This is a genomic window from Pseudomonas sp. S9 (genome assembly GCF_000222125.1).
Classification (GTDB): Bacteria; Pseudomonadota; Gammaproteobacteria; order Pseudomonadales; family Pseudomonadaceae; genus Aquipseudomonas; species Aquipseudomonas segetis.
This window is the reverse complement of the sequence record NZ_AFFX01000008.1, coordinates 1-25,266: the sequence shown is the minus strand read 5'-3', so window position 1 is coordinate 25,266 and position 25,266 is coordinate 1. Positions and strand designations below refer to the sequence as shown.

At 58.1% G+C, this 25,266-nt stretch carries 19 protein-coding genes and 1 pseudogene; 12 read left to right on the top strand and 8 right to left on the bottom strand.

Features of this window, described 5'->3' with window-relative positions; all coding sequences use genetic code 11:
• Positions 1 to 84: 84 nt before the first annotated feature.
• From parE to PSES9_RS0115400, 5 genes are all read left to right on the top strand, one after another.
• Positions 85 to 1,974, top strand: a complete 1,890-nt coding sequence (gene parE, locus PSES9_RS0115420; protein ID WP_010488425.1) for a DNA topoisomerase IV subunit B — start codon at positions 85 to 87, stop codon at positions 1,972 to 1,974.
• Complete coding sequence (locus PSES9_RS0115415) at positions 1,971 to 2,972, top strand: hypothetical protein (protein WP_010488424.1); 1,002 nt, start codon at positions 1,971 to 1,973, stop codon at positions 2,970 to 2,972. Before parE ends, PSES9_RS0115415 begins: the two co-directional genes overlap by 4 nt.
• On the top strand, positions 2,969 to 3,493 hold the full coding sequence (locus tag PSES9_RS0115410; protein WP_010488423.1) for a retropepsin-like aspartic protease family protein: 525 nt from the start codon (positions 2,969 to 2,971) through the stop codon (positions 3,491 to 3,493). The genes PSES9_RS0115415 and PSES9_RS0115410 overlap by 4 nt, the downstream gene beginning before the upstream one ends.
• A 7-nt stretch (positions 3,494 to 3,500) precedes the next feature.
• On the top strand, positions 3,501 to 5,750 hold the full coding sequence (gene parC / locus PSES9_RS0115405; protein ID WP_010488422.1) for a DNA topoisomerase IV subunit A: 2,250 nt from the start codon (positions 3,501 to 3,503) through the stop codon (positions 5,748 to 5,750).
• Positions 5,751 to 6,053: 303 nt separating this feature from the next.
• Complete coding sequence (locus PSES9_RS0115400) at positions 6,054 to 6,758, top strand: PqiC family protein (RefSeq protein ID WP_010488420.1); 705 nt, start codon at positions 6,054 to 6,056, stop codon at positions 6,756 to 6,758.
• 133 nt (positions 6,759 to 6,891) lie between these two features.
• On the opposite strand, the gene PSES9_RS0115395 is transcribed toward PSES9_RS0115400, so the two are convergent.
• On the bottom strand, positions 6,892 to 8,466 hold the full coding sequence (locus tag PSES9_RS0115395) for an AhpA/YtjB family protein (protein ID WP_010488419.1): 1,575 nt from the start codon (positions 8,464 to 8,466) through the stop codon (positions 6,892 to 6,894).
• 301 nt (positions 8,467 to 8,767) lie between these two features.
• On the opposite strand from PSES9_RS0115395, the gene serB reads away from it, so the two are divergent.
• Entirely contained in the window at positions 8,768 to 9,982 is a 1,215-nt protein-coding gene (serB, locus tag PSES9_RS0115390; protein ID WP_010488417.1) for a phosphoserine phosphatase SerB, read from the top strand.
• Between the two features lie 34 nt (positions 9,983 to 10,016).
• Complete coding sequence (gene thpR / locus PSES9_RS0115385; protein ID WP_010488415.1) at positions 10,017 to 10,547, top strand: RNA 2',3'-cyclic phosphodiesterase; 531 nt, start codon at positions 10,017 to 10,019, stop codon at positions 10,545 to 10,547.
• A gap of 34 nt (positions 10,548 to 10,581) precedes the next feature.
• On the opposite strand, the gene PSES9_RS0115380 is transcribed toward thpR, so the two are convergent.
• The 5 genes and pseudogenes from PSES9_RS0115380 to PSES9_RS0115360 all read right to left on the bottom strand — a co-directional run bounded on the left by PSES9_RS0115380 (position 10,582) and on the right by PSES9_RS0115360 (position 18,338).
• Positions 10,582 to 12,651, bottom strand: coding sequence for an EAL domain-containing response regulator (locus tag PSES9_RS0115380; protein WP_010488413.1), 2,070 nt, complete (start codon positions 12,649 to 12,651; stop codon positions 10,582 to 10,584).
• 195 nt (positions 12,652 to 12,846) lie between these two features.
• Positions 12,847 to 14,694, bottom strand: a pseudogene (locus PSES9_RS23740) (molecular chaperone).
• A 192-nt stretch (positions 14,695 to 14,886) separates the two neighbouring features.
• Positions 14,887 to 15,765 carry an archaetidylserine decarboxylase gene (asd, locus tag PSES9_RS0115370; protein WP_177313050.1) on the bottom strand — a complete coding sequence of 293 codons (879 nt, stop codon included), beginning with the start codon at positions 15,763 to 15,765 and terminating at the stop codon, positions 14,887 to 14,889.
• A 78-nt stretch (positions 15,766 to 15,843) separates the two neighbouring features.
• Positions 15,844 to 16,659: a rhodanese-like domain-containing protein gene (locus tag PSES9_RS0115365; RefSeq protein ID WP_010488408.1), complete on the bottom strand. Its 816-nt coding sequence runs from the start codon at positions 16,657 to 16,659 to the stop codon at positions 15,844 to 15,846.
• A gap of 161 nt (positions 16,660 to 16,820) precedes the next feature.
• Entirely contained in the window at positions 16,821 to 18,338 is a 1,518-nt protein-coding gene (locus PSES9_RS0115360; protein WP_029529586.1) for an HDOD domain-containing protein, read from the bottom strand.
• A gap of 217 nt (positions 18,339 to 18,555) precedes the next feature.
• On the opposite strand from PSES9_RS0115360, the gene motA reads away from it, so the two are divergent.
• Both motA and motB read left to right on the top strand, forming a co-directional pair.
• Entirely contained in the window at positions 18,556 to 19,407 is an 852-nt protein-coding gene (motA, locus tag PSES9_RS0115355; protein WP_010488404.1) for a flagellar motor stator protein MotA, read from the top strand.
• A 10-nt stretch (positions 19,408 to 19,417) separates the two neighbouring features.
• Positions 19,418 to 20,443 carry a flagellar motor protein MotB gene (gene motB / locus PSES9_RS0115350; protein WP_010488402.1) on the top strand — a complete coding sequence of 342 codons (1,026 nt, stop codon included), beginning with the start codon at positions 19,418 to 19,420 and terminating at the stop codon, positions 20,441 to 20,443.
• A gap of 31 nt (positions 20,444 to 20,474) precedes the next feature.
• Here motB and rsgA read toward each other — a convergent pair whose 3' ends face one another.
• Positions 20,475 to 21,506, bottom strand: coding sequence for a small ribosomal subunit biogenesis GTPase RsgA (gene rsgA, locus PSES9_RS0115345; RefSeq protein WP_010488400.1), 1,032 nt, complete (start codon positions 21,504 to 21,506; stop codon positions 20,475 to 20,477).
• Between the two features lie 173 nt (positions 21,507 to 21,679).
• Between rsgA and PSES9_RS0115340 the strand changes: the two genes are divergently transcribed.
• Positions 21,680 to 22,471, top strand: coding sequence for a class I SAM-dependent methyltransferase (locus PSES9_RS0115340; RefSeq protein ID WP_010488398.1), 792 nt, complete (start codon positions 21,680 to 21,682; stop codon positions 22,469 to 22,471).
• A gap of 102 nt (positions 22,472 to 22,573) precedes the next feature.
• Positions 22,574 to 23,116 carry an oligoribonuclease gene (gene orn / locus PSES9_RS0115335; RefSeq protein WP_010488396.1) on the top strand — a complete coding sequence of 181 codons (543 nt, stop codon included), beginning with the start codon at positions 22,574 to 22,576 and terminating at the stop codon, positions 23,114 to 23,116.
• Here the strand turns inward: orn and queG are convergent, their stop codons facing one another.
• Positions 23,117 to 24,181 carry a tRNA epoxyqueuosine(34) reductase QueG gene (gene queG / locus PSES9_RS0115330; protein ID WP_010488394.1) on the bottom strand — a complete coding sequence of 355 codons (1,065 nt, stop codon included), beginning with the start codon at positions 24,179 to 24,181 and terminating at the stop codon, positions 23,117 to 23,119.
• Between the two features lie 60 nt (positions 24,182 to 24,241).
• Between queG and PSES9_RS0115325 the strand changes: the two genes are divergently transcribed.
• Positions 24,242 to 25,266: NAD(P)H-hydrate epimerase (locus PSES9_RS0115325; RefSeq protein ID WP_010488392.1), on the top strand; the 1,025-nt coding region annotated here is incomplete at its 3' end.

The window sequence follows — 25,266 nt, the reverse complement described above, 5'->3', positions numbered from 1 at the left end:
GCTTGGCCGTCGTTGCCTTTTACTTTCGGCAGCGCAGCCAGCGACTTTGTGAATTTCTCGATTAACTGATGATTAAGAGACCCTATGGCCAGTTATAACGCCGATGCCATCGAAGTCCTTTCCGGTCTTGACCCGGTGCGTAAGCGCCCGGGCATGTATACCGATACCAGTCGCCCCAATCACTTGGCCCAGGAAGTCATCGACAACTCGGTCGATGAGGCGCTCGCCGGGCATGCCCGCAGCATTCAGGTGATCCTGCACGAGGATAATTCCCTCGAAGTCACCGATGACGGCCGCGGCATGCCGGTTGATATCCACCCCGATGAAGGGGTGCCCGGGGTCGAGCTGATTTTTACCAAGCTCCATGCCGGCGGTAAGTTTTCCAACAAGAACTACCAGTTCTCCGGCGGTTTGCACGGAGTTGGTATTTCCGTGGTCAACGCCTTGTCGACCCTGGTCGAGGTGCGGGTCAAGCGCGACGCCAGCGAATACCGCATGACCTTCGAAAACGGCTTCAAGGCCAGTGAACTCGAAGTCGTCGGCACCGTGGGCAAGCGCAATACCGGTACCAGCGTGCACTTCTGGCCCGATGGCAAGTATTTCGATTCCCCCAAGTTTTCCATCAGTCGCCTCAAGCACGTGCTCAAGGCCAAGGCGGTACTGTGCCCGGGCCTGAGCGTCAGCTTCGAAGACAAGGCCAGTGGCGAGCGTGTCGAATGGTTGTTTGAAGATGGCTTGCGCTCCTATTTGGTCGATGCCGTCAGCGAGTATCAACGCCTGCCGGATGAACCATTCTGTGGCAGCTTGTCGGGTAACAAGGAAGCCGTCGACTGGGCGCTGTTGTGGTTGCCCGAGGGCGGCGACAGTGTCCAGGAAAGCTACGTCAACCTGATTCCGACGGCCCAGGGCGGTACGCACGTCAATGGCCTGCGCCAGGGCCTGCTCGATGCCATGCGTGAGTTCTGCGAGTTCCGCAACTTGCTGCCGCGCGGGGTCAAGTTGGCTCCGGAAGATATCTGGGAGCGAATTGCTTTCGTCTTGTCGATGAAGATGCAGGACGCCCAGTTCAGCGGACAGACCAAGGAGCGCCTGTCTTCGCGTGAAGCTGCGGCTTTTGTCTCGGGTGTGGTCAAGGATGCCTTCAGCCTGTGGCTGAACGCGCACCCTGAATTTGGCCAGCAGTTGGCCGAGCTTGCGATCAGCAATGCAAACCGGCGCCTCAAGGCGGGCAAGAAGGTCGAGCGCAAGAAAATCACTCAAGGGCCAGCATTGCCGGGCAAATTGGCCGATTGCGCAGGGCAGGACCCCATGCGCTCCGAACTGTTTCTGGTTGAGGGTGACTCCGCCGGCGGATCGGCCAAGCAAGCACGCGACAAGGAGTTTCAGGCGATCATGCCGTTGCGCGGCAAGATCCTTAACACCTGGGAAGTCGACGGCAGCGAAGTTTTGGCCTCGCAAGAAGTGCACGACATTGCTGTGGCCATTGGTATCGATCCCGGCTCCAGCGATCTGGCGCAACTGCGCTACGGCAAGATCTGCATTCTCGCCGACGCCGACTCCGACGGCCTGCACATCGCAACCTTGCTCTGTGCATTGTTTGTCCAGCATTTCCGTGCCCTGGTCGATGCCGGGCACATCTTCGTCGCAATGCCGCCGTTGTACCGGATCGACTTGGGCAAAGAGATTTTCTACGCCCTTGATGATGCCGAGCGTGACGGTATCCTGGACCGCCTGGTAGCCGAGAAGCGTCGCGGCAAACCTCAGGTCACTCGATTCAAGGGCCTGGGTGAGATGAACCCGCCGCAGTTGCGTGAGACCACCATGGACCCGAATACGCGACGGCTGGTGCAGTTGACGCTGGATGATTACCCCGCGACCCAGGAAATAATGGACATGCTGCTGGCGAAAAAACGCGCGAGCGATCGCAAGGCGTGGCTTGGGTCCAAAGGTGATCTGGCTGAGGTTCTGCTTTGAGGCGTGCGCTTTACGCCCTGCTGTTGCTTGCTGTTTCGCCACTTGTAGCGGCTGCTTCCCAGGCGATGGCTCAGCCTGAAGAGTCGCTCAAGCTCGTCAGTGAACACCCGGTCGATGGTATGTCTGCGGGCAACCTGTCGGGTTTTGCCTGGTGCGGTGATGCCCTGTGGGCGGTTTCGGACCGGGATGATGGTCGCATCTACCGTCTCAGCGGTGGCGAGGGCGTTTGGCAGGCTGAGCCCGAACTGTTTACCGCTCCGCCTGCACCCGATTCAGGCTTGCCCTGGGGGATTCGCATGCGTGCCTGGGCGACAGGTCTGGTGCGCGGCGGCTCGCTCGACTTCGAGGGCATGACCTGCGACTCCAATGGAAACCGTTACCTGGTCAGCGAAGCCAAGGTGGCAGTGCTGCAGTTGCCTGTGGCGGCCGACCCTGAATGGCTCCGGTTGCCTGAATCGCTGGTGCGCCAGGCCCGGGGTAGTGGCATGCTGCTGCACTTCAATGCATTGCTTGAAGGTATTGCAATTGACCCGGCAGGTGAACGCATGTGGCTGGCCGCCGAACGCCAGCGCCGTGGGTTGTTGGTGCTGCACAAGAAAAATTCGGTTTGGGGCTGTACCGGCGGCTGTGTACTGCTCAGCGAGAGCGGCAAGGTACCTGCCCCCGAGAAGCTTGGCGGCAAACCGCAACCCAAGGACTTTTCTGATGTGAGCTATTACGCAGAAAAGCTCTTCACCCTTGAGCGCCAGGCCCATCGCATATGCCGGCGTACCTTGAGTAATGGTGAAGTTGAGCGTTGCTGGTCATTTGCCGATCAAGTGTTGACCGATGCGCGACGCTACCCGAGTACTTTCGGGCGGGTTGAAGCCTTGCAGATTGATGAACAGGGCGCCTGGCTGGGCGTTGATAACGGTGGCCTGGTTCGTGCCGATGGTGAATCACGCCCAATCGTATGGCGCTTTGCCGCGCCGAAAGATGGCTGGGAGCACGGCAAGTGAGTTCGCAGCCAGCCGGCAAGCGCGCGGGGCGGGTGATGCTGTTCCTGGCGTGGGGGGCGGGCATGTTCCTTGCGACACACTTTTTTGGCAACCTTGAAGATAAACAGCGCAACCCGAACCGCGATCCACAATCGATACATGCCAACGGCTATGTCGAAGTTCGCCTGGCCAGCAGCCGACAGGGGCATTATTACGCCAATGGGCAAATCAACGGCGAAAACGTCGAATTTTTACTGGATACCGGGGCCACTGATGTCGCTGTCCCGGCAGATCTGGCCAAACGACTGGGTTTGCCTGCAGGAGCCGAGGTCCGGTTGAGAACCGCAAATGGTCAAACAACCGGGCATCGAACGCGACTCAAACAGCTTAAATTAGGCGATATTGTGCTGCGGGATGTCGCCGCTCTGATTGCTCCCGGCATGGCCGGTGATGAAGTATTGTTGGGCATGAGTGCCCTGAAGAAACTTGAATTTACCCAGCGCGACGGCACGTTGTTGCTGCGCCAATCAACCTTGCAATGAGGCACGCATGAGCGATTCTCTCGATTTGAGTCTGGACGGCGTTGAACGCCGCTCCCTTGCCGATTTTACCGAGCAGGCTTACCTCAATTACTCCATGTACGTAATCATGGACCGTGCATTGCCACACATTGGTGATGGCATGAAGCCGGTTCAGCGCCGCATCATCTACGCCATGAGTGAACTGGGGCTGGATGCGGACTCCAAGCACAAGAAATCGGCGCGTACAGTCGGTGACGTGCTGGGCAAGTTCCACCCGCACGGTGACTCGGCGTGCTACGAGGCGATGGTGCTGATGGCGCAACCGTTCAGCTACCGCTATACCCTGGTTGATGGCCAGGGTAACTGGGGTGCGCCGGATGATCCAAAGTCCTTTGCGGCCATGCGCTATACCGAGGCGCGCCTGTCGCGCTATTCGGAAGTCCTGCTGACCGAATTGGGGCAGGGCACAGTCGATTGGGTGCCAAACTTTGACGGCACCATGAACGAGCCGGCGACCTTGCCTGCACGTCTACCCAACCTGCTGCTCAATGGCACCACCGGCATTGCTGTCGGCATGGCGACTGACGTGCCGCCGCATAACCTGCGGGAGGTCGCGGCAGCGTGTGTGCGCCTGATCGACGAGCCCAATGCCACGGTCGAGCAGCTTTGCGAGCATGTATCCGGTCCGGATTACCCTACCGAAGCCGAGATCGTTACCCCGCGCGCGGATTTGCTGAAAATCTACGAAACCGGCCGTGGCTCGGTGCGCATGCGAGCGGTCTACCGGATCGAAGATGGCGATATCGTCGTCACTTCGCTACCGCATCAGGTTTCGGGTTCCAAAGTGCTGGAGCAGATTGCCGGGCAAATGCAGGCCAAGAAACTACCAATGGTGGCTGACCTGCGTGATGAATCCGACCACGAAAACCCTTGCCGTATCGTGATCATCCCGCGTTCAAACCGGGTTGATGCAGCAGAGCTGATGCAGCACTTGTTTGCCACCACTGATCTGGAGTCGAGTTACCGGGTCAACACCAACGTGATCGGCCTGGACGGCAAGCCCCAGGTGAAAAACCTGCGCCAGATGCTGCGTGAGTGGCTGGAGTACCGGGTCAATACCGTGCGCCGCCGCCTGCAGTTCCGTCTGGACAAGGTCGAGCGCCGCTTGCACCTGTTGGAAGGTTTGTTGGTGGCGTTCCTCAATCTGGATGAAGTCATTCATATCATCCGGACCGAAGACCAGCCAAAGGCGGTGCTCATCGAGCGCTTTGCCCTGACCGATATTCAGGCTGACTACATCCTCGATACGCGTTTGCGTCAGTTGGCCCGTCTTGAGGAAATGAAAATCCGTGGCGAGCAAGACGAACTGGCCAAGGAGCGTGAAAAACTGCTCAAGTTGCTCGGTAGCGAGGCGCGCCTGAAAAAACTGGTGCGTGACGAAATCATCAAGGATGCTGAAACCTACGGCGATGATCGACGCTCGCCGATTGTTGCGCGTGCCGAAGCCAAGGCGTTGTCTGAAAACGAGCTCATGCCTGCCGAGCCGGTCACTGTGGTGATTTCCGAGAAGGGCTGGGTACGTTGCGGTAAAGGCCACGACCTGGATGCCACCGGTTTGTCGTACAAGGCCGGAGATGGCTTCAAGGCCATGGCGCCTGGGCGCTCGAATCAATTTGCCGTGTTTATCGACTCGACCGGGCGCAGTTATTCATTGGCCGCCCACTCTCTGCCTTCGGCGCGCGGGCAGGGTGAGCCTCTAACCGGGCGCTTGACGCCGCCACCTGGCGCTACGTTTGAGTGCGTGATGCTGCCGGACGATGAGGCGCTGTATGTGATCGCATCCGATGCGGGGTATGGTTTCGTGGTTAAAGGCGAGGACCTGCAAGCCAAGAACAAGGCGGGTAAAGCCTTGTTGAGCCTGCCCAATGGGGCGAAAGTGATACCGCCGAAGCCTTTGGTCAGTCGCGAAGATGATTGGCTGGCTGTGGTGACAACCGAGGGTCGGTTGCTGTTGTTCAATGTGGCAGACTTGCCGCAATTGGGTAAAGGCAAGGGCAATAAGATTATTGGTATCCCTGGTGACCGAGTCGCTTCGCGCGAAGAATACCTGACAGATCTCGCTGTTCTTCCAGTCGGAGCGACCCTGGTGTTGCAAGCAGGCAAGCGCACTTTGTCACTCAAGGCCGAAGACCTTGAACATTACAAGGGTGAGCGAGGCCGGCGTGGTAACAAGCTGCCACGGGGCTTCCAGCGAGTTGATAGTCTATTGGTTGAGTAGCGCGGTAACACCTGAAATACTGATTGGCAGATCAGCGCTGGAGTCTGGCGCAGCTTTCTAGGATGATATGACCGCTGGAAGCTTCTGGCGGTTTCATTTTCAAGGCGTTGCCGTGGGCGCTGTAATGGCTAATTACTATTGCAAATACTTCCACAGCATATCTGATCTTAGGGCTGGTATTTGTATTTCAGGTAAGCCCTATTCGGGGTTATAAACTCGCTAAGAATGGATAGTTGTAACCTCCGCCATATTTTGAATTTTATGGATATATAGACCGGTCTCGTGACTGGCTGGATGATATTGATGATTGCAATGCGACTCCCCTCGATTCTGTTGGTGGCTCTACTCGGGTTGGCTGGATGTGCACGTTACCAGCCAGTGCCTTTGTACCAGCTCGATAGTGGCGACGCTGAAGTCCCGTCCGCTAAAGAGGGTCTGGCGGTATTGCTGGGCCCGGTATCCATTGCCGACTACTTGCAGCGCGAAGCCTTGCTGCAGCGCCAGGAAGACGGCAGCTTGATCGCCTCGAGAGATGCGCGTTGGGCTGGTAGCCTGGCAGCTGACATTGACCAGCAGTTGCTCCTGCAACTGTCTTCGCAGCTCAATAGCCAGCGTCTGGCGCTGGCGCCTGCAGCACCTGGCTTTACGCCGCAGGTGCAAATCCTGATGTCGATTGCCCGGCTTGATTCAGGCCCGCACCGGCCTGCCGTGCTTGAAGCGCAATGGCGCTTGATGGGCAAGAATGGTGAATTGCTCGATGGTCGATTGGTGCGCCTGGAGCAGGCCCACAGTGGCACTATTGCTGATCAGGTGCATGCCCAGAGTACGCTGATGCGGCAACTGGTCGAGCAAGTCGCCTCGGCGGTCAAGGCGCATGATGGCGAAATTCCGGCAATTGCCGAGCGCGCACCTAAAAAGGCGCCGGTGACCATGCCCAAGAAGGAAGATCCGCCGAAGATCCCAATGGCTCAGCCAGTACGGATTGATTCTGAAGTGTTCCGTTTCTAGAGCGACTGAGCAACACACTAAAAAACCCGCTATTGCGGGTTTTTTAGTGTCTGCAAGGGTGCATTAGCGGCAGTTGTACACAGCAGGCCTTGAGCGCGAGCCGCAGCGCATTAAACGCTGCGAAGAAGCAGCCTTAGTGGTCGCGCAGCTTGCCTAGCTGACGCTCCAGCAGGGCTGGGTACGGGTCAAGCAGCCTTTCGACGCAATAGGCACCCTCTGGACTGGCAATCGCGCGCGTGCGGGCGCGTTGGCGAACCAGTTCGTCGTCGGCGACGCCACGTTCAACCAGCAGTAAATTACGGCTGTGTTGTGATAATGCCAGCGCATCCTGGGAGGTTTCGTTGAGGAGCAACTCACCCTGGCTAAGGTCCATCAGGTCTTCGCCCAGGGTCATGCCCAGCTGCAACTGCAAGGTGATGCCGCTGTCGGCGACCTCGATTTGCAAGGCGTGGCCGAGGGCGCGCATCAGTTCGCCGCAGCAAATGGCGTGGATCAGGAACTCTTCGCCGCTATCCTGGTGGTGGAACAGCATCAGGCTGCTGCCGTCCTTGAGTGTGTGCAACTCGGCCTGGTAGAGGTTTGCCGCACGCTCCAGGCAGTCGCGATAACGCTTCAATAAATCCATCAGGCGCGCGCGTGGCAGGCGACGCAGCTGTTCCTGTGCCCCTAGCTGAATTGCCAGCACGGCGCTTGGCTGGGATGCCTTGGCGGCTTTAGCGGCAAAGGGCGCAGATTCTGGGAGCGGGTTGTCTTCTGGCTCGTCGATATCGTGCAAGTCTGCAAAGGGGTCTGGCTTGGCCTGCTGCGCCGCATGTGGCGACGGGTTCGCTACTGGGCGTGGTGCAGGCTCGTCAAAGTCGTGCAGGTCATCGTCCCTGGCGCTGAGGTTGGGCATCGAAAAACCTGGTTCATCGGCGTCGTCATCATAGGCCTGGTCATCGGCGTCATGCTCATCGTCGTAGTCCGTATCCTCGTACAGGTCTTCGGGTTCCAACTCGTGTTCCGGCTCAGGTTTTTCTGGAACCAGCCGGGCTTGCAACTGGCGAGCGAGATCGCCAATTTCATCCTGGCGGCCGGCGCCGGGGGCTGGGTCATCAGGTTCACGTAGCCACACGCGCAGTTGCAACAGCGGCGTCGAAATATAGCGGCCCAGGCGCAGGCTCAGGGTCAGGGCCAGCGCCAGCAAAATAAGGCTGAGAATACCCATGCTTTGCAGGCTGATGGTCATTGGTTGTTCAAACTGGCGCATGTCCAGGCTGATGCGCAGTTGTCCAGCGATCACTTCTTGGAAGGTAATGGGGGTCGAGTACAGGCCTTCTGTCTCGCCCAGCATGCCTTGGCTTGGGCGTGACCCGGCCTCGGCCAGAATTCGGTTGTCGACGCTGTAGATGGCTGCATGGGCGACCAGCGGGTTTTTCACCAGGTTATTGAGCAGCACGTTGAGGCTGAGAATATCGTTGGAGACCAGCAGTTCAGTGGCCGAGGATGCGGTCTGCGTAATCAGGCTGGTTCCCAGGGCTTCAGCCTGTTGCTGCATGGCCTGCTTGAATTGCATGCCGATCACCCAGGCATAGATCACCAACGCCATGGCGACGAGCAATAAGCTGTGGCTAGCGATGCGCAATACCAGCGGCACGCGACGTTGGCGCAGTGCCTGGAAAAGCAAGATAAAGAAGTTATCGGATTTCACGGGGGGGGGCCGGTTCACAGCGCTCGGTTCTTGTCGACTGAAGATGCCGCGCAGTATAGCGAGCGGCCCGCGTACGGCAAAGCACTGCGCATGTCCGAATTGCTGGGAAAGTGGGTAGAATGTGAGCGCTTCACCGGCCCTGCTGGGTATAACCTCCTGTTGAAAAACTATTTTCCAGGCTGGGTAGGTGTCGAAATAGGCTGGAAAAATGCTTTTTCCGTCTAGCTATTATCTTTTGGCGTCCTATTTGGCACGTCACTAATTGCCTTAACGGTCATTTTCGACTGTTTATAACTTCCTGAGCCTCGGAGGGTGCGCCTTGCGCGAAATCGTCCTGATCAACATTACCGGTGAAGATCGTCCCGGTCTTACAGCCGCCATCACAGGGGTATTGGCCCAGGGTGGCGTCAATATTCTTGATATTGGCCAGGCGGTCATTCACGACACCCTGTCGTTTGGCATTCTGGTCGAGATTCCTGATACCGAGCGCGGCTCTTCAGTGCTCAAGGATGTATTGTTCAGTGCCTATGAGTTGGACCAGCAGGTGCGCTTCACCCCAGTTTCCGAAGCCGACTACCAGCTCTGGGTCGACGGCCAGGGCAAGGCTCGCCACATAGTGACCTTGCTTAAACGAAAGGTCACGGCCGAACAGCTGCAGCGAGTCAGTGCAATCACAGCCAAGTACGGCTTGAATATCGATCATATCGACCCCCTTTCCGGGCGTATGCCGCTGGACATGCCTGCTGAGCAAGGCAAGGGTTGCATCGAGTTTTCCGTACGAGGCGAGCCTGCTGACCCGGCGGCATTGCGCGCGGAGTTCCTCAGTGTGGCGCAGGAGCTGAATGTCGACATCGCCTTCCAGAGCGACTCGCTGTTTCGCCGTAACCGTCGCCTGGCCGTGTTCGACATGGACTCGACACTGATCGAGGCCGAGGTCATCGATGAGCTGGCAAAGGCGGCGGGTGTTGGTGACCAGGTTTCTGAAATCACCGAGCGGGCCATGCGTGGCGAGCTGGATTTTGCTGCCAGTTTCAAGGAGCGCCTGGCCTTGCTTAAAGGCTTGCCGGAGTCGGTGTTAAGCGAAATTGGTGCTTCATTGCGCCTGACCGAAGGCGCCGAAACCCTGTTCAGCGAACTGCGTCGCCTGGGTTACAAAACGGCGATCCTGTCTGGTGGCTTCAGCTATTTTGCCAAGCAATTGCAGGCCAAGCTGGGCATCGACTACGTCTACGCCAATGAGCTGGAAATTGTCGACGGCCTGGTCACCGGCGTTGCGGTCGAGCCCATTGTCGATGCCCAGCGCAAAGCTGATCTGTTGCGTTTGCTTGCCGACAAGGAAGGCTTGCGTCTGGAACAGACCATTGCCGTGGGTGATGGTGCCAATGACCTGCCAATGCTGGCGATTGCCCGGCTTGGCGTAGCGTTTCGTGCCAAGCCGCTGGTGAAGCAGTCAGCCAAGCAGGCGATCTCGACCTTGGGACTCGACGGGATCTTGTACCTGCTCGGTTTCCGTGACCGCGACGGCCTGGACTAAAAGGTGCTGGCGCGGTTACGGGATTGGAGGCGCGATGCCCTTGTTGAATGCTGAACCCAGCAAGCGCCTGTTCTTCGCCTTGCCATGCTCGGCCGTGCAGCGTAGCGCCATTTCACAGTGGCGCCGGCATTTGCAGTTGCGTTCTGGTCGACCGGTTGTCGCTGAGAATTTCCATCTGACCCTGGCGTTTCTTGGCTCGGTTCCGGTCAGCATGATTGGCGCAATCTGCGCTGCAATCGATCATATGCCGGTGAGCAATAAATCCATGAGTCTTTGCCTGGACACCCTGGATGTCTGGCGCCAATCCAATATTTTATTGTTGGCGCCACAAGACCCTCCGCCAGCACTGGGACGCTTGGTCTACGCGCTGGAGCAGGCGCTGTTGCCTTTTGGCCTGGTGCTGGACAAGCGTGAGTTTCGTGCACACCTGACCCTGTCCCGGGATTACAGAATGGCGGTACCAGAGGCTGTTACGCCTCCAGAATTCTGGCTCAAGACCGATCACTTTGTTTTGTATGAGTCGCACAAGGGCCGTTATCGAGCACTTGCGCAATGGCCACTCTAGCCCTGGAGCGCGGAGGCCCAGGGCGTTATATCAGCTACTCGTCGTCTGATGCGAAGTCGTAGTTCATTGACTGGGTCGGCCCTTGTAGATAGTAGCCTTGAATGTAATTGACGCCGGCTTGCCAGAGGGTCGAGGGCATGGTGGCCGACTCCACAAAGGGGACGATGGTCAGCCTGGCTTGTGAGTGCAAGCTGTCCAGCAGGGTTTTCAATGCCTCCTGGTTCTCAGGGCGATTGAGATCCTGGCTGAACGAACCGTCGATCTTGACGAAGTCGATATGCAGGTGCTTGAGCGAATTGAATGGATTGAGCGCGCAGCCAAATTGACTGAGCGCCACTTTACAGTGCAGTTCGTTAAGGCCCTGGGTCAGGGCTTTGGCCTGCTTGAGGTAGGTCACTGCATCGGTTTCGCTAAGCTGGAAGGCCAGTGCGTCCGAAGGCAGGCGCGCGGCCTTGAGGGCAACGCTAAGCCATGGCAGCAGTGTCTGGTCTTGCAGGCTGGCGCTCGATAAATGCACAAACAAGCGCGTGTTGTGGCCGTTGCTACGATGCTCAGTGAGTTGCTTGATCGCATTGAGAATTACCCAGCGATCAAGCTTCTCGCCCAGTCCAGCCGAAACCGCATCGGCGAGGAAGTCGGTCGGCTGGATTTCCTCACCTTTGGAGTTGAGCATGCGCAGTAGCACTTCATAGTGCTCCTGGTTATCTCCGCGCAGGCTGATAATGGGTTGGAACAATAAGCGCAGGCCGTTGTTGTCCGGGGCCTTTTTAATCATGGCCACCACATCGCCACGATTGGCTGCCGCGGCTATGACATCGGCTGGGTTGAACAGCTTGAGGTTGTTGCCCTGTTCTTGTTCATCGGCGCAGCGGTGGGCACGATCAACAACGATTTGCGCTTTGGGCGTGGTCTCATTGAGTCCGGCAACACCAATGGACAAGGTGGTCTGTGCGGTACGGCCGTTAACGTCGAACAGGTGGCCTTCAACTTTTTTCAACAGAACCTTGAGGCCGGGCTCTGCTTGTTCGGGGGTTAAGCCCAGTTGCAAGGCTGCAAATACATCGTCGCCAAAGCGCGCCAGTTGCGCTTCACCGGCAAAATGGGTGCGTAGCAGGCTGGCAAGGTCGGCCAGCAGCATATCGATACCAGCAATGCCGATATCGGCCAGCAGTGTCGCGTACTGATCCAGCCGGATATAGGCCAGGCTGGAGGGTTGCCCTGCATTCACCGCACGATCAGCGGCGGCATCAATCAGTTCCAGGAAGTGGGTGCGGTTAAACAGGCCGGTGACCAGGTCCTGGCTGCTGATTTCACGCAGCTTTTCTTCCAGTTCGCTGTTGTCGGCATCCGAGCGAATGACCACCTGGGTGCAAGGTTCGCCATCATAGGTGGCAGGCAGAAAGCTCATGCGCGCCTTGAACCGCTTGCCGCCGGCTTTTACCCCTGAGAACCTGAGTTCGGTCGTGCTTTCGCTATCTGCGTAGTTCTTCAGGAAATTCTTGAATTCACCCTGGTCGCCGCTGTCGATCAAGTCGATCATGGGCATGCCTTCAAGTTCATCGGCATCTTCGTAGTCGAAGAGCTCCAGGTAAGCGCGGTTGGCGTAGATATGCATGCCGTCGTGGACGTAGGTAATGGCGTCGACGGAGCTTTCGAGTAGCAGTTGGCAGCGCTTTTCGGCTTCACGCAGGGCAACTTCCGCGCGTCTGCGGGCCCGGCGCTCTTCAAGGTTGTGCAGCTCCCGTTTGGCAACCAGGATCAGGCGTTCGTCATCACTTTGCGGCAAGGCATCCTGCGCGCCCATGGCCAGGGCCTCGGTGATGCTGTCCGAATCATTATCGGCGAGTAACTGTATGGCCGGGACATCCTTGGCAAGTCGCCGAATGGTACTGATGGCCTCGGTTGGCGACAGCTGTTCGCTGCTGGGGGCGCAAATCAACAGGTCCCAGGTTTGTTGCAGCACTTCATTGAGATCATCGCTGGAGGTCAGGCGGTGGACGCGTGTGGCGCTGCCGGAGTTGCGAAACAGGCTGACCAGGCGTTCGGCCTCATTTTGCGAGTCTTCGAGTATCAGTAGGCGGATTGTCTTTTTTTCGATGGCCATTGTTTAGTTCGATCTGCGCCAAGGTATTCGAGCTCTCGGCCAAGGGTTAATCGTCAGTGGGGTTGTTGCTGCCTGCCGCTTTGGCTCTTGTGCTGTGCGCACTGGGGGTGCGTTGGGCCAGGGGATGCAAAACAAAGCTGCCACACTGGATTAGTTACGCTGGCGGCTCACTGAATGAGTGAAGATGCACGGAATCTACAGCGACTTCCAGAGTGAGTCAAAGTCTTCCTCCGAACCGGCGCGTTGGCTTCCCGCGGGTGTGACGGGCTTCCCGGGGTCTTCAGTTGCAAGGCTGCTGAGGCGTTATTCAAACTGTTTGAACCTGCCGGTCGAGGCGTGCTTCTGACCCAGCACGGCGCGGTGTTCCACGCCCGCTATATTGACCATCACTTTATTGCCTTCCTGGAACGGAAGACGTGGCACCAGGACCGATGCCGGGCGCGATATCGCACTGATTTCCGGTAGCAATAATCCGCGTAGATAGCTGCTGTTTTGCTCGCTTTTACGGGTCAGCTGCAAGCCACAAGGCTGTGCGTGAGGGGCCATCAGTTCAATCCCCATCTGGGTGCCGCCACCGCGCGCCTGGCGTATCCAGCGAACCACCGCCACGCTCCAGGCCTGGCCCGGGGTGTCCTGGATGCCGAGCAGTTCCCCTGCTTGCAACTGGCTGGGGACGTCCTTTGGCCAGGTCAGGCAATAACCGCCGGGGCTGAGATTGATAATGGGCAGCTCGAACGTCGGGAAAACTTGCGAGCTGTCGGCGTCTTGCCGGGCAGGCTCATTTGGCGCGCTGGCATGGGCTGGCGCTTGCGGTTTTTCGTATTCGATCTCTTCTAAAGGCAGGCCATGATCCCAGGATGGATTTTTCTGGGCGTCGAAGGCGTTTGACCAGATGTCCGGCCTGCCCGTTGATTCTTTGAACTCAACTTTGCTGACCTCAACGGGTAGCTTGAGGATGTCGGCAAATGTGGGCTTGTTGGCGATGAAATAGTGCAGTGCACTCATGCCAATGCACAGGTTTAGCGAGCCCTGGCCTGTGCTGCGCTGGAAAGTGCGCTCGGAAATATCGCCCCAGGCGGCGCTCAGGTGCTGCAAAAGGTCGATGCTCAAGCCTTCCGGCACCACCAGGCGTGACTTGCCTGCCGCCTCGGGTGCAAGGAGCAGGTGTTCCTTGAGTGCATCGACAAGCGGATGGGTGTCGATACCGATCGCAATCTGCAGGTCTTTGCTCTGAAACAACGAGGTGTAGCGTGGCGGGCCATCGAGCTGGGTGGCAATTGCGAAAAAGCTTTCGGGGTCGTTACCGTCCTCGATATTGACCAGCGTGCTCCATTGCTCAAGCGCTTCGGCGACACGGGCAATCGAACTCTGGCGCATCTGGTTACAGCGCGAGCAGCCGATCAATGCCGCGAAGATATAGTTTTGCTCGACGCTCAAGCCTTGGCTGCGGCGGGCCAAAGGATCACGCACCACGATGTTTTTCAAGCCGCGCTGCTTGGCTATCAAATACAGCTGATGCAACTCAAACCACAACCCTTCTGGAACGGGGCAATACAACTGGCTGGCTCGCACCAGTGGACCGCAAAGACTGTGGATCGCACGTTGCAGGGCGATTGTCAGCAGTTGCTTCGACTCTTTGGTGGTTTTGATGACGTTACGCGAGATAACCAGCTTGTAGCCGTTTGCCAGATGGTTCTGCAGGGCCTGGCAAAGGTTGGCAACCTTGCGCGGGCGCTCGTCAAGGACGATGGCCTGATTGAGGAAGTGCTTTTCCAGATGCTGACAGACATAGTGCACTTCCGGGCGCAACAACTCCAAAAGCTGCAAGCGATTGTCGGAAGGGGTCAGTAGTTGGTTGATCTCGACCAGAGCCTGGTAAAGCTGGCGAGCTGTCTCGCCAATATTGGCTTTGGGCAGGTGGGCTATCCAGCGTTTGAGGTCACGCGGCGTAGAGTCACAGAACGACAGGCTCTGGTTTTTCGGCGTCGAAACGCGAAGCAAGAGGTGAGGTGCTTGTGTCTCAGTCAAACCTGAATACTCCATGCCGGCAAAGGGCCAACATTCTAGTGGTCATACTAGAAACTCTAGCATCATCCCTGTGTGACACTGGATAAAAAGCTCGCCGTAGGTAGCTGAGTCACAAAGCTATTGCTCCAGTTCATTATGACTCAGTCCTGCCCGGAATCCCTGATCGAGCGATTTTGCAACTCTACACTATTGGGTGTCGTGCGGTGTCTATGCGTCAGCCTTCAGCGCTTTGGAACCCATGAGTTGACCCATCTGGACGCTGCTGCCTGCGGTCAGGGCCTCGCTCCATTTAACCTGCTCGGGGCCAAACAATACAACGGCGGTCGAACCTAGTTTGAAGCGGCCCATTTCGGCGCCTTTTTCAAGATGGATTGGCGCGCGTGCAGCTTCATCGTAGGCAAAGGTTTTCAGCTCGCGCTTAGGCGGTGTGACCAGGCCAGCCCAGACGGTTTCGACCGAGGCAACTATCATTGCACCAACCAGCACCACGGCCATCGGGCCACGCTCGGTGTCGAACAGGCAAACCACGCGTTCGTTACGGGCGAATAACTCAGGCACGTTCTCAGCTGTGGCCTGGTTGACCGAGAACAGGCGACCTGGCACATAGATCATCTGTTTGAGTGTGCCGGACAGCGGCATGTGCACGCGATGATAGTCTTTGGGCGAGAGATAAACCGTTGCAAACTCACCGCCCATGAACGGGCTTGCCAGCTGGGTATCGCCGCCCAGCAATTCGACCACGCTGAAATTGTGCCCCTTGGCCTGGAATATCCGGCCGTGCTCGATTTTGCCAAGTTGGCTGATGGCGCCGTCTGCCGGGCAGAGCACTGCGTCATCGCTGAGGTCGAGTGGGCGTGCGTCGTTTTTGAGGGCACGGGTGAAGAATGCATTGAAATGCTCGAAAGCTGTTGGGTCTTCGACCTGCGCCTGGCTCATGTCGACGTTGTAGCGCTTGATGAACCAGTTGATCAGGCGATTTTTGAACCAGGCCGTGCGGCACTCAGCAGCGTAGCCGATCAGCCGCGACAACAAATGATGTGGCAGCAAATATTGGCTGATGATGAATAGGCGTTGTTTCATTGCAATTCCTTAGAGGCTTTCTTGATTGTGCAGTGCGGCGATGTTGCAGGCACTGCACTGGCTAATGCGTGTGCAAGCGATTGCTCAGCATTCTACCGGGGTATCGGGGTGGTTGCCCCATTCGCCCCAGGAACCGGCGTAGGCTTTGACATTGGGATAGCCCAGGGCTTTTGCCGCCAGGTAGGTAAACCCCGAACGATGGTGCGTCTGGCAATGGGTAATCACTTCTTTGTCGGGCGTGATACCGAGATTGTGCAGCACCTCGGCCATATCCTGGCGAATGCGCAGCGAGCGGGCCGGGTCCATGCCTGCGGTCCACTCAAAGTTAATGGCCCCAGGAATATGGCCGCCTTTGGCTGCCAGCACTTTCTCGCCACTGTATTCACTCGGGCCGCGCGCATCCCAAATTGCCAGGTCGCTGGCGCGGAGCCGGCTTTGCAGGTATTCGCGGCTGGCGACCGGGCTGTCATCGAGCTGCAGTTCGACCTTGGCGCTGTGCAGGGCTGGCTGGGCGACGCTGACTTCGCGGTGTTCCGCGAGCCAGGCGAGCAAGCCGCCATCAAGGTAGTGATAGTTTTTGTGTCCAATGATGTCGAGTAACCAGATGAAGCGTCCGGCCCAGCCACCGCCCTCGTCGTCATACACCACATAAACGGCATTGGGATTATGCCCAAGCTCGGTAAACATCTGCTCCAGGTTTTCATGGGTGGGCAGTAGGCCGGGCGCTGGTGGCAGGCCCAGTTGTGTACGCTTCGGATCGACAAAGTAGGCGCCTGGAATGTGCCCGGATGCGTAGCGCGCGGCACTGGTGAGATCGACCAGTATCAGTTCGGGGGCATCAAGGCGGCTGGCCAGCTCGGCAGGCTCAATAACCAGTGGGAGTTCAGCGAAGGCGGACATGCCGGACCTCAGTAAATAGGTTGCTGATGGGTTGATGGGCGCCATTGTAGCGGAAAGGCTGGATAAGCTTCGAACAACTGCTGTACGAGAGACGGCCTGTCGCGGTACGAGCATGATCTCAAGGGCTTGTCAGATTGTGTCCTCGGCATTTTGCTGTTCGCTCAGCGTCCGCGATTGGCAAAGTTGCTGATTGCACGCTCAATGCATTGGCTGGTTTTGGCGAAGAGCTGCAGGCGGCTTTCATCAAAGGCTGCGCCGCCGCAATCAGTGATCGCAATCATCACCACACGGCCATTGGCGCCCAGTGACCTGAGCAACAAATGTTCGCCAGTAAACAGCTCCTTGAGCGCACCGGGCAGGCGGGCAGAGAATTGCGCCATGTTTTCAGGCGTCAGGCGAAGCTGTCCGGGTTTGCTCAGCAGGGTACGAATCACCTGGCTGTGTTGTGGGTCAAGACTCAGACCGTTGGCTGCTTGATTGAGGCCGATGGGGTGTTGCGCGACCAGCTTGCTTTGCGTGCGATCCGCCAGGAGCAACAAGACGCGCTGCATGCCGCAGGCATGCAAGGCGCGGCTGGCGCAGGAAGTGAGTTGCAACACATTGTTAAACGCGCTTGGCTCGCTCAGCAGTTGCTGGCAAAGCTGGCGCCAGTCGTCCTTGTCGATGATCCCGGCTGGTGGCGGCTTGGCTGGCTGCAGGTGGCTGACATGCCAAGGCCAGAGCATTGCTTGCGCGGGATGCCAAAGGCCGTTGGTCACCAGTTTGCGCGCACTGATTGCGGCTTGTTGGTGGACCCACTGTTGCAGGTCTGCAACCGGAACTTGCAGGTACAAACCGGTAAGCTGCTGCCAGCGCAGGCTGTGCGGGCCATCCCAGGCGTGGTGCGCTGAAAGTGCCAGGCCGTTGGCCAGGAGAATGCAGTTGGCAGGCTGGCCAAACCAGCGCTGCAGGTCGGGGTCGGCATCCAGGCATTGCTGTTGGTGCAACGGGTGCTCATTGTCACGAGCAATCAGCAGGGCTTTGGCCAGAAAGCGACGGTCATTGAGCAGCAGCCGGTAGCTGTAGCAGATCCATTCGGGCAGCTTCCAGCGTTCGGCCAGGGCCAGGCAAAGCTGGAGTAGGGGCACGCCGAGCATGTCGATTTCGACCTTTTGCGCGGGTTCGGCCTTGACCAGCACGCGTTGCTCCCAGGTATCGAGCAAGTCGGGGTAGGCCGATACCAGTGCCCAGGCTGGGGCAAGAAACAACAGGCTGCCCCAGTGAATTTCCTGCCACAGCCGGGCCAGGCGGCTGGAGAACAGGCCATTTGCCTGCTGCGATGCATGTTGGCTAATCAATTGAATCTGGCGCAATGCGAGCGGTATTTCTTCGCTACTCAGGGCCGGTAGGCGTTCAAGCAGGGTTTGCGTGCGCTGCAGTCCAAGCCTGTTGAGTGCGTTTTCGAGGCTTTCAGCCGGTTCGCCCAGGCTGTTTTCCGAGGCATTGGCTTCGCGCAGTACGCTGATTGCCAAGGCGGGGCTGCTTTGAATTAATTCTGCTATCTCGCGCAGGGAGCGGCGACTGTCAGTCAGCGCTGCCAGGACTTTTTGTCGGCTTTCGATCTGTACGGGCAGTGGCTGTTTATCCAACAGCTCCAGCCATGCTTTCAATGTGCGCGGTCTAGCAATTTGATTGGGCATCGGGTGGGCCAAACTGGCTTTTATTATTAACTGACTATAGTCTCGCGCAAATCTTCCGATATAGAGAAGGGCTGTTTTAATTATTCCGGGTAACAGGCTGAAAAAACCAGGCGCGCCAAGGGTTGCGTTATCGGTTGAGCCTGGCACCGTGTTTGCTCGTGGCAGGTTGGCTCTTTCGGTCGTTCCCTTACTTCAAGGTCAGATAAGTTTTTAAATTATGGCAAAAATCATCGGCATCATAGTGGTGTTCGCCAGCGTCCTGGGTGGTTTCATCATGTCTGGCGGCCATGTCATGGCATTGGTGCATCCTTTCGAGGTGCTGATTATCGGGGGCGCGGCTTTGGGGGCATTCCTCCAGGCGAACCCTGGCAGCACCTTTATGCATGTGTTCAAGAAATCGTTGAAGATGTTCAGCTCGCGCTTCACTCACGCCTACTACCTGGATGTGCTGAAGCTGATCTACGAAATTCTTAACAAGAGCCGGCGTGAAGGCATGATGGCCATTGAGGCCGATCTTGAAGACCCGGCGGCGAGTCCCATCTTCAGCAAGTACCCGGCGATCCTCAAGGACGAACGGATGACTTCGTACATCTGTGACTACCTGCGCATCATGTCGTCCGGCAACATGGCCCCCCATGAGCTTGAAGGCCTGTTCGACATGGAAATCGCCAGTCTCAAGGAAGAGCTTGAGCATCCCAGCCATGCTGTTGCGAAGATTGCCGATGGCTTGCCGGCAATGGGTATCGTCGCCGCCGTATTGGGGATCGTGATTACCATGTCGGTTCTGGCCGAAGCCAATAATGCCGAGATTGGTGAAAAGGTCGGTACCGCACTGGCAGGTACCTTCATGGGGATCTTGGCCTCCTATGGTTTTTTTGGCCCCTTGGCCAGTTCCCTTGAGCATGACGCCAAGGAAGAGGTCAATGTCTACGAGGCGATCAAGGCGGGTTTGGTCGCATCTTCCTCGGGGATGCCACCGTCACTGGCTGTCGAGTTCGCACGTAAAGTCTTGTATCCGGCGCACCGCCCAAGCTTTATCGAGCTTGAACAGGCAATGCGCGGGAACTAAAGGCTGAATCATGGAGAATAATCAGCCAATCATTGTAAAACGCGTCAAGAAAGTCGTTGGCGGCGGGCATGGTGGTGCCTGGAAAATTGCCTTTGCCGACTTCGCAATCGCGATGATGGCGTTCTTTATGGTCATGTGGCTGATGTCGTCGGCCACGCCTGAACAGAAAAAATTGATTTCCGGCTACTTTCAGGACCCGATCGGCTTTACTGAAAGCGCCAGCCCTTATGTGATTGATCTGGGCGGTTCGCCAACCCCTTCACCCGACCGAACATTGAATCCCGAGATTCAGCCCCAGGAGTCGGAAAGTGCCACCGATGTGCAGCCGGGAGATGCCGACTCCAGCTCGGTTGATCCGCAAAAGGCCGAAAGCATTGCCGAGCAAATGGAGCGCGAGCGCCTGGAGCTTTTGCTGCAGGAACTGCAGAACAAGGTCAACGAAGATCCGCAATTGCGTAATTTCAAGGATCAGATTCTCTTTGAAATCACCCAGGATGGCTTGCGTATCCAGATCATGGATGCTGAAAATCGGCCCATGTTCGCCATCGGTAGTGCACGCCTGCAGCCTTATTTCGAGGATATCCTGCTGGCGCTGACCGACACCATCAACGCGGTGCCGAAAAAAATCAGCATCAGCGGCCATACCGATGCCAAGCCCTTTGCTGGCACTGGCGGTTTTGGCAACTGGGAGTTGTCGGCCAATCGCGCCAACGCGGCGCGTCGGGTGTTGGTCGAGGGTGGTTATGACGCCGATAAAGTGGCGCGGGTGGTGGGCTATGCGTCTTCGGCGTTGTTCGACCGGGAGGACCCCTTTAATCCGGTCAACCGGCGTATCGACATAGTCGTATTGACCAAGCGGGCGCAGCGCGCCATCGATGGCGCCCAGGGTTCGGGGGAAGCGGCTGAGCCTGGGGCTTCAGCCAAGCCGGACGCCCCGGCCCCGGCGGCGCCAGATATCTTGCCATCTGAAGAGATCAAGCAGCGCTTGAATATCTTTGAAGACGGAACGCTCAAGGTCGATAAGCCCGAGCTCTAGGCATAGGCATCAGCGCTGCCGGCCCTTTTCCTTAATACTCGTCTTCAGGCAGGCTGGCCAGGATATGCCGGTAGCTGGCCATGCGTTGTGGCTGGATACGGCCTTCTTCAAGGGCCTTGAGTAGTGCGCAGCCTGGCTCGCGATCATGCTTGCAGTCGCGAAAGCGGCAGTGGCCGAGCAGTTCGTGGAACTCGATAAACCCGGCTTCAACGTCATCACGGCTGACATGGACCAGGCCAAATTCGCGAATTCCGGGCGAGTCGATCAATTCGCCGCCACCCGGGAAGTGGAACAGGCGCGCCGTGGTTGTGGTGTGAGTGCCTTTTCCGGTCAGCTCGGACAAAGGGCCGACGCGGGTTTCCACCTCGGGCAGCAAGCTGTTGACCAGCGACGACTTGCCAACCCCTGATTGGCCAACGAACACACTGACATGGCCGTCAAGCTGCTGCATGAGCTGCTCCATGCCGTCGCCCTGATGGGCCGAGACCTCAAGCAGTGGATAACCTAGCTGGCGATAGACCGCGAGCATGGCATTGAGTGCGACAGCGTTTTGCTCATCGATCAGGTCTGCCTTGTTGAGCAATAGCAAGGGGCGGATGCCTGCATGCTCGGCGGCGACCAGGTAGCGGTCGATCAGGTTGGCATGGGGTTCCGGCAGCGGCGCAAAGACAATGACGATCAGGTCAACGTTTGCTGCCACCGGTTTAAGTTGGCCACGGGGGTCAGGGCGGCACAGCTCTGTGTTGCGCGGCAGTTGCGCAACAATTACGCCAATCCCCTGATTGCCTGGGCGCCAGACTACACGATCACCAGTGACCATGGTTGGCAGGTTGGCGCGCAGGTGGCAGCGGAAGAACTGCCCAGCCATTTCCCCTTCGAGCGCTTCGACCTCGACTTGAACGCCAAAGTGGGCGATCACCAGCCCGGTTTGCTCTGGGCCAAGGTCGCCGCCTTCCAGCGTTTGCAGTGCTTGTGATTCGCGCTTGGCGGCGCGGGCAGCACGCTCGCCCTGGATTTTTTCGATGCGCCAGTTTTGCCGGCGATTGAGTTGGCGTTTGGCCATGGAGTTTCCGAAGGTTTGGTACTTAAGGGTGGCAGAGTTACAGCCGTTTATTTTGCTTGCGATTCTACCACGCGCGGCGCCAAAGACTGCGGCTGCGACTAAACTGCGAAGCGCATCGGCCTGGACAGGCAGGCAATGAAATCCTGATGCTGCACTATTGAGGGGGCGTTTTGATGGGGTGGGTTGAGGGGCTGCGCGGATTGGCTCAGCGTTATCCGGCATTGGTGGCGCTGCTTGCACAGTTGACGGCGACCGCATTGCTGACGGTCATTGTGCTGTTTGCCAATTACATTGCGCACTGGCGCTTTGCCTGGCTGACAGCGGGCCTGCTGCAAGGTTTGATGGCGGCAAGCATTGGCCGCTGGCTGGGCTTGTCGCGTTGGTGGTGGTGGCTGAACCTGGCGTTCGTACCTGCGTTGTTGGCCTTTGGCGGCGCGCCGTTGCCGTCCTGGCTGTTCCTGCTGGTGTTTTTTATTTTGCTGTTGCTCAACTGGAACAGTTTCAGTGAACGGGTGCCGCTGTACCTCACGGGTGCGCAGGGCACGCAGTTGCTGGCCGATATCCTCGCCCGGCAACCTGCGCCGCTGCGTTTTGTCGATTTGGGATGCGGTCCCGCAGGGCCATTGCTGGCGCTCGCCCGGCAGTTTCCTGAAGGGCGCTTTGTGGGCGTCGAAACCGCGCCATTATCCTATTTGCTGGCCTGGCTTCGGTCATTGTTTCAGCGCAATTGCAGCATTCGCTACCAGAGCCTTTGGCGCACAGATTTGACTGAGTTCAATGTGGTGTACTGTTTCTTATCACCAGCGCCCATGCCGCAGCTCTGGCAAAAGGTATGTGCCGAGATGCAGCCCGGTGCATTGTTTGTGAGCAATACCTTCGCCGTGCCTGGCGTGCCGGCGGACCGAGAGCTGGATTTACATGACTGGCGCGACTCGAGCCTGCTGCTTTGGCGTATCCCCGGCTGATTTATTGGTTAAACTTGCGGCGCCAGGGTTTATTGATGTTTCGTCGCGAGCATCCTTAGCCATAGGGCCGGCAGCGTCAACAGACCCGCAGAGGAGCGATACATGCAAAACGCAAACAACTTGATTTGGATCGACCTGGAAATGACCGGGCTTGATCCTGAGCGTGATGTCATCATCGAGATGGCCACAATTGTCACCGACAGCGACCTGAAGATCCTGGCCGAAGGGCCGGTCATCGCTGTGCACCAGAGCGATGAAGCGTTGGCAGGCATGGATGAATGGAACACCCGCACCCATGGTGACAGCGGGCTGACTCAGCGGGTGCGCGAGAGCAAGATCAGCCAGGCTGAGGCCGAAGCACAAACCATCGCCTTCCTTGAGCAATGGGTACCGAAAGGCAAGTCGCCGATTTGCGGCAACAGCATTGGCCAGGATCGTCGTTTCCTGTATCGCTACATGCCTGCGCTGGAGGCGTACTTCCACTACCGTTACCTGGATGTCTCGACCCTGAAGATCCTGGCGGACCGTTGGGCGCCGCAAATCAAGGAAGGCTTTGTCAAGAAAGGCACCCATCAGGCGCTGGATGATATTCGCGAGTCCATCGCTGAGCTGCAGTACTACCGCGAGCACTTCCTCAAGGTCTGATCAGGCTTGATTGTGGCGCTTGAGCGCCCATTCGACATGCTCGCGTACCAATGCCGAGGAATGTTCGCGGCGTGCCTTGAGCGCCTCGATCACCGGGATGCTCGAGGGGGCGTTGCCCAGGCCCACGGCCAGGTTGCGTAGCCAGCGTTCGTAACCGGCCCTGCGCAGTGGCGACCCTTCGGTGCGGCTCAGGAATTGTTCCTCGCTCCAGCCAAACAACTCGGCAAGCTCGGCATTGTCGAGTTGGTGGCGCGGCTTGAAATCTGTTTGCTCTGTGGGGCTGGCAAAACGGTTCCAGGGGCAGACCATCTGGCAGTCATCACAACCGAATACGCGGTTGCCGATGGGCGCGCGCAGCTCTTCGGGGATTGCGCCCTTGAGTTCAATCGTCAGATAGGAAATGCAGCGCCTTGCGTCCAACTCATAGGGGCCGACAAAGGCCTGGGTCGGGCAGATATCCATGCAAGCGGTGCAGCGTCCGCAGTGCTCGCTGCCGTGCGGGGGATCCACTGGCAGTTCGATATCGACAAAGAGTTCGCCCAAAAAGAAATAGCTGCCAGCCTTGCGGTTGAGCACCAGGGTGTTTTTGCCAATCCAGCCCAGGCCTGATTTTTCGGCGATTGCCTTTTCGAGCACTGGCGCGCTGTCGACAAAGGCGCGAAAGCCAAAGGGTCCGATTTTTTTCTGGATGCGTTCTGCCAGATGCTGCAGGCGCTTGCGAATCAGCTTTTGATAGTCGCGCCCCAGTGCATAGCGGGAGACATAGGCTTTTTCCGGCTGGGCCAGGCGCTTGGCCATTTGTGTGTCGCCGGGCAGGTAGTCCATGCGCAGCGAAATCACCCGCAGCGTACCGGGAACCAACTGTTCGGGGTGCGAGCGCTTGCTGCCGTGCGCGGCCATGTAATCCATCTCGCCGTGGTATCCGGCATCCAGCCAGCGTTGCAGGTGGGTTTCGTGTTCGCCCAGGTCGAGCCCGCTGATTCCAACCTGCTGGAAGCCCAGCTCTCGGCCCCAGTCCTTTATCGACTGTGCGAGTTGGTTGAGGTCAAGGGGTTCGATAGACATGTTCAGCGGCAAACCATGAGGTGAGGTGCGTATAATTGTGCCAGACAACGGAGGACGCGCATGCCGGATTCTACAGGCTATTTTCCTTTAGCCCTCTATAGCGCTGCCCAGGTGCGGCAGCTTGACGCCAGCTTGATTGCCGCGGGAACTCCAGGCTTCGAGCTTATGGGGCGGGCCGCGCATGCAATCTGGCGCGCCTTGCGCCGGCGCTGGGATGCTGTCGGTGAGCTAAGTGTCTTGGCCGGCTGCGGCAACAATGCCGGTGATGGTTATTTGATTGCTGAGTTGGCATTGCGCGCAGGCTGGCAGGTCAAGGTGCTTGCCGTTGGCGATCCGGCAAAGCTGGCTGGCGATGCAGCACTGGCGTTCAGGCAGGCGCAGGCGGCAGGCGTGTCGATTGAGCCTTGGTCCGACCAGGCGTCGCTGCGGGGCGTGCTGGTTGATGCAATGCTCGGTACCGGTCTCAAGGGGGCAGTGCGGTCGCCGTACAGCGCGGCCATCGCCCAGATCAATGACAGTGGTCTGCCGGTGCTGGCAGTGGATATTCCTTCGGGCTTGAGTGCCGATACTGGACAGGTCCTTGGTTGCGCCGTGCGGGCCGATATTACCCTGAGCCTGATTGGCCTGAAGCTCGGCTTGTTCACCGGGCCGGCACCCGACTACGTGGGACAGTTGCAGTTCGATGCCTTGCAGCCCGACCCCGCTATTGTCGCGGCACAGGCCGCCACGGCTGAGCGTCTGGCGGCGGGTAACCTGCCACTGTTGCCTGTACGCCTGCCGACTGTGCATAAAGGCCAGTTGGGGCATGTGCTGGTTGTGGGAGGTGATCGCAATTTTGCCGGTGCCGCCTTGCTTGCTGCGCAAAGTGCGCAGCGTAGCGGTGCCGGGCTGGTTTCCCTGGCGACCCGGGCGGAGCACGTGGCAGCTGCTCAGGCGCGAATTCCAGAGGTGATGGCAGCCCCGGTGGCGTCAGCCAATCAACTGCTGGCGCTTGGGAAAGCTGCCTCGGTCTGGGTGGTTGGTCCAGGCTTGGGGCTGGGTGCATGGGGGCGCAGCCTGTTATCGGCGGGGGGGGCGAGGGAGGG

What these genes read in the sequence shown, in the direction of transcription:
- PSES9_RS0115340 (WP_010488398.1), top strand. Translation starts at nt 21,680, where the DNA reads ATGGGGTGGGTTGAGGGGCTGCGCGGATTGGCTCAGCGTTATCCGGCA.
- PSES9_RS0115380 (WP_010488413.1), bottom strand. Translation starts at nt 12,651, where the DNA reads ATGGCCATCGAAAAAAAGACAATCCGCCTACTGATACTCGAAGACTCG.
- parE (WP_010488425.1), top strand. Translation starts at nt 85, where the DNA reads ATGGCCAGTTATAACGCCGATGCCATCGAAGTCCTTTCCGGTCTTGAC.
- rsgA (WP_010488400.1), bottom strand. Translation starts at nt 21,506, where the DNA reads ATGGCCAAACGCCAACTCAATCGCCGGCAAAACTGGCGCATCGAAAAA.
- motB (WP_010488402.1), top strand. Translation starts at nt 19,418, where the DNA reads ATGGAGAATAATCAGCCAATCATTGTAAAACGCGTCAAGAAAGTCGTT.
- orn (WP_010488396.1), top strand. Translation starts at nt 22,574, where the DNA reads ATGCAAAACGCAAACAACTTGATTTGGATCGACCTGGAAATGACCGGG.
- parC (WP_010488422.1), top strand. Translation starts at nt 3,501, where the DNA reads ATGAGCGATTCTCTCGATTTGAGTCTGGACGGCGTTGAACGCCGCTCC.
- PSES9_RS0115400 (WP_010488420.1), top strand. Translation starts at nt 6,054, where the DNA reads ATGATTGCAATGCGACTCCCCTCGATTCTGTTGGTGGCTCTACTCGGG.
- queG (WP_010488394.1), bottom strand. Translation starts at nt 24,181, where the DNA reads ATGTCTATCGAACCCCTTGACCTCAACCAACTCGCACAGTCGATAAAG.
- motA (WP_010488404.1), top strand. Translation starts at nt 18,556, where the DNA reads ATGGCAAAAATCATCGGCATCATAGTGGTGTTCGCCAGCGTCCTGGGT.
- PSES9_RS0115360 (WP_029529586.1), bottom strand. Translation starts at nt 18,338, where the DNA reads ATGCCCAATCAAATTGCTAGACCGCGCACATTGAAAGCATGGCTGGAG.
- PSES9_RS0115365 (WP_010488408.1), bottom strand. Translation starts at nt 16,659, where the DNA reads ATGTCCGCCTTCGCTGAACTCCCACTGGTTATTGAGCCTGCCGAGCTG.
- thpR (WP_010488415.1), top strand. Translation starts at nt 10,017, where the DNA reads ATGCCCTTGTTGAATGCTGAACCCAGCAAGCGCCTGTTCTTCGCCTTG.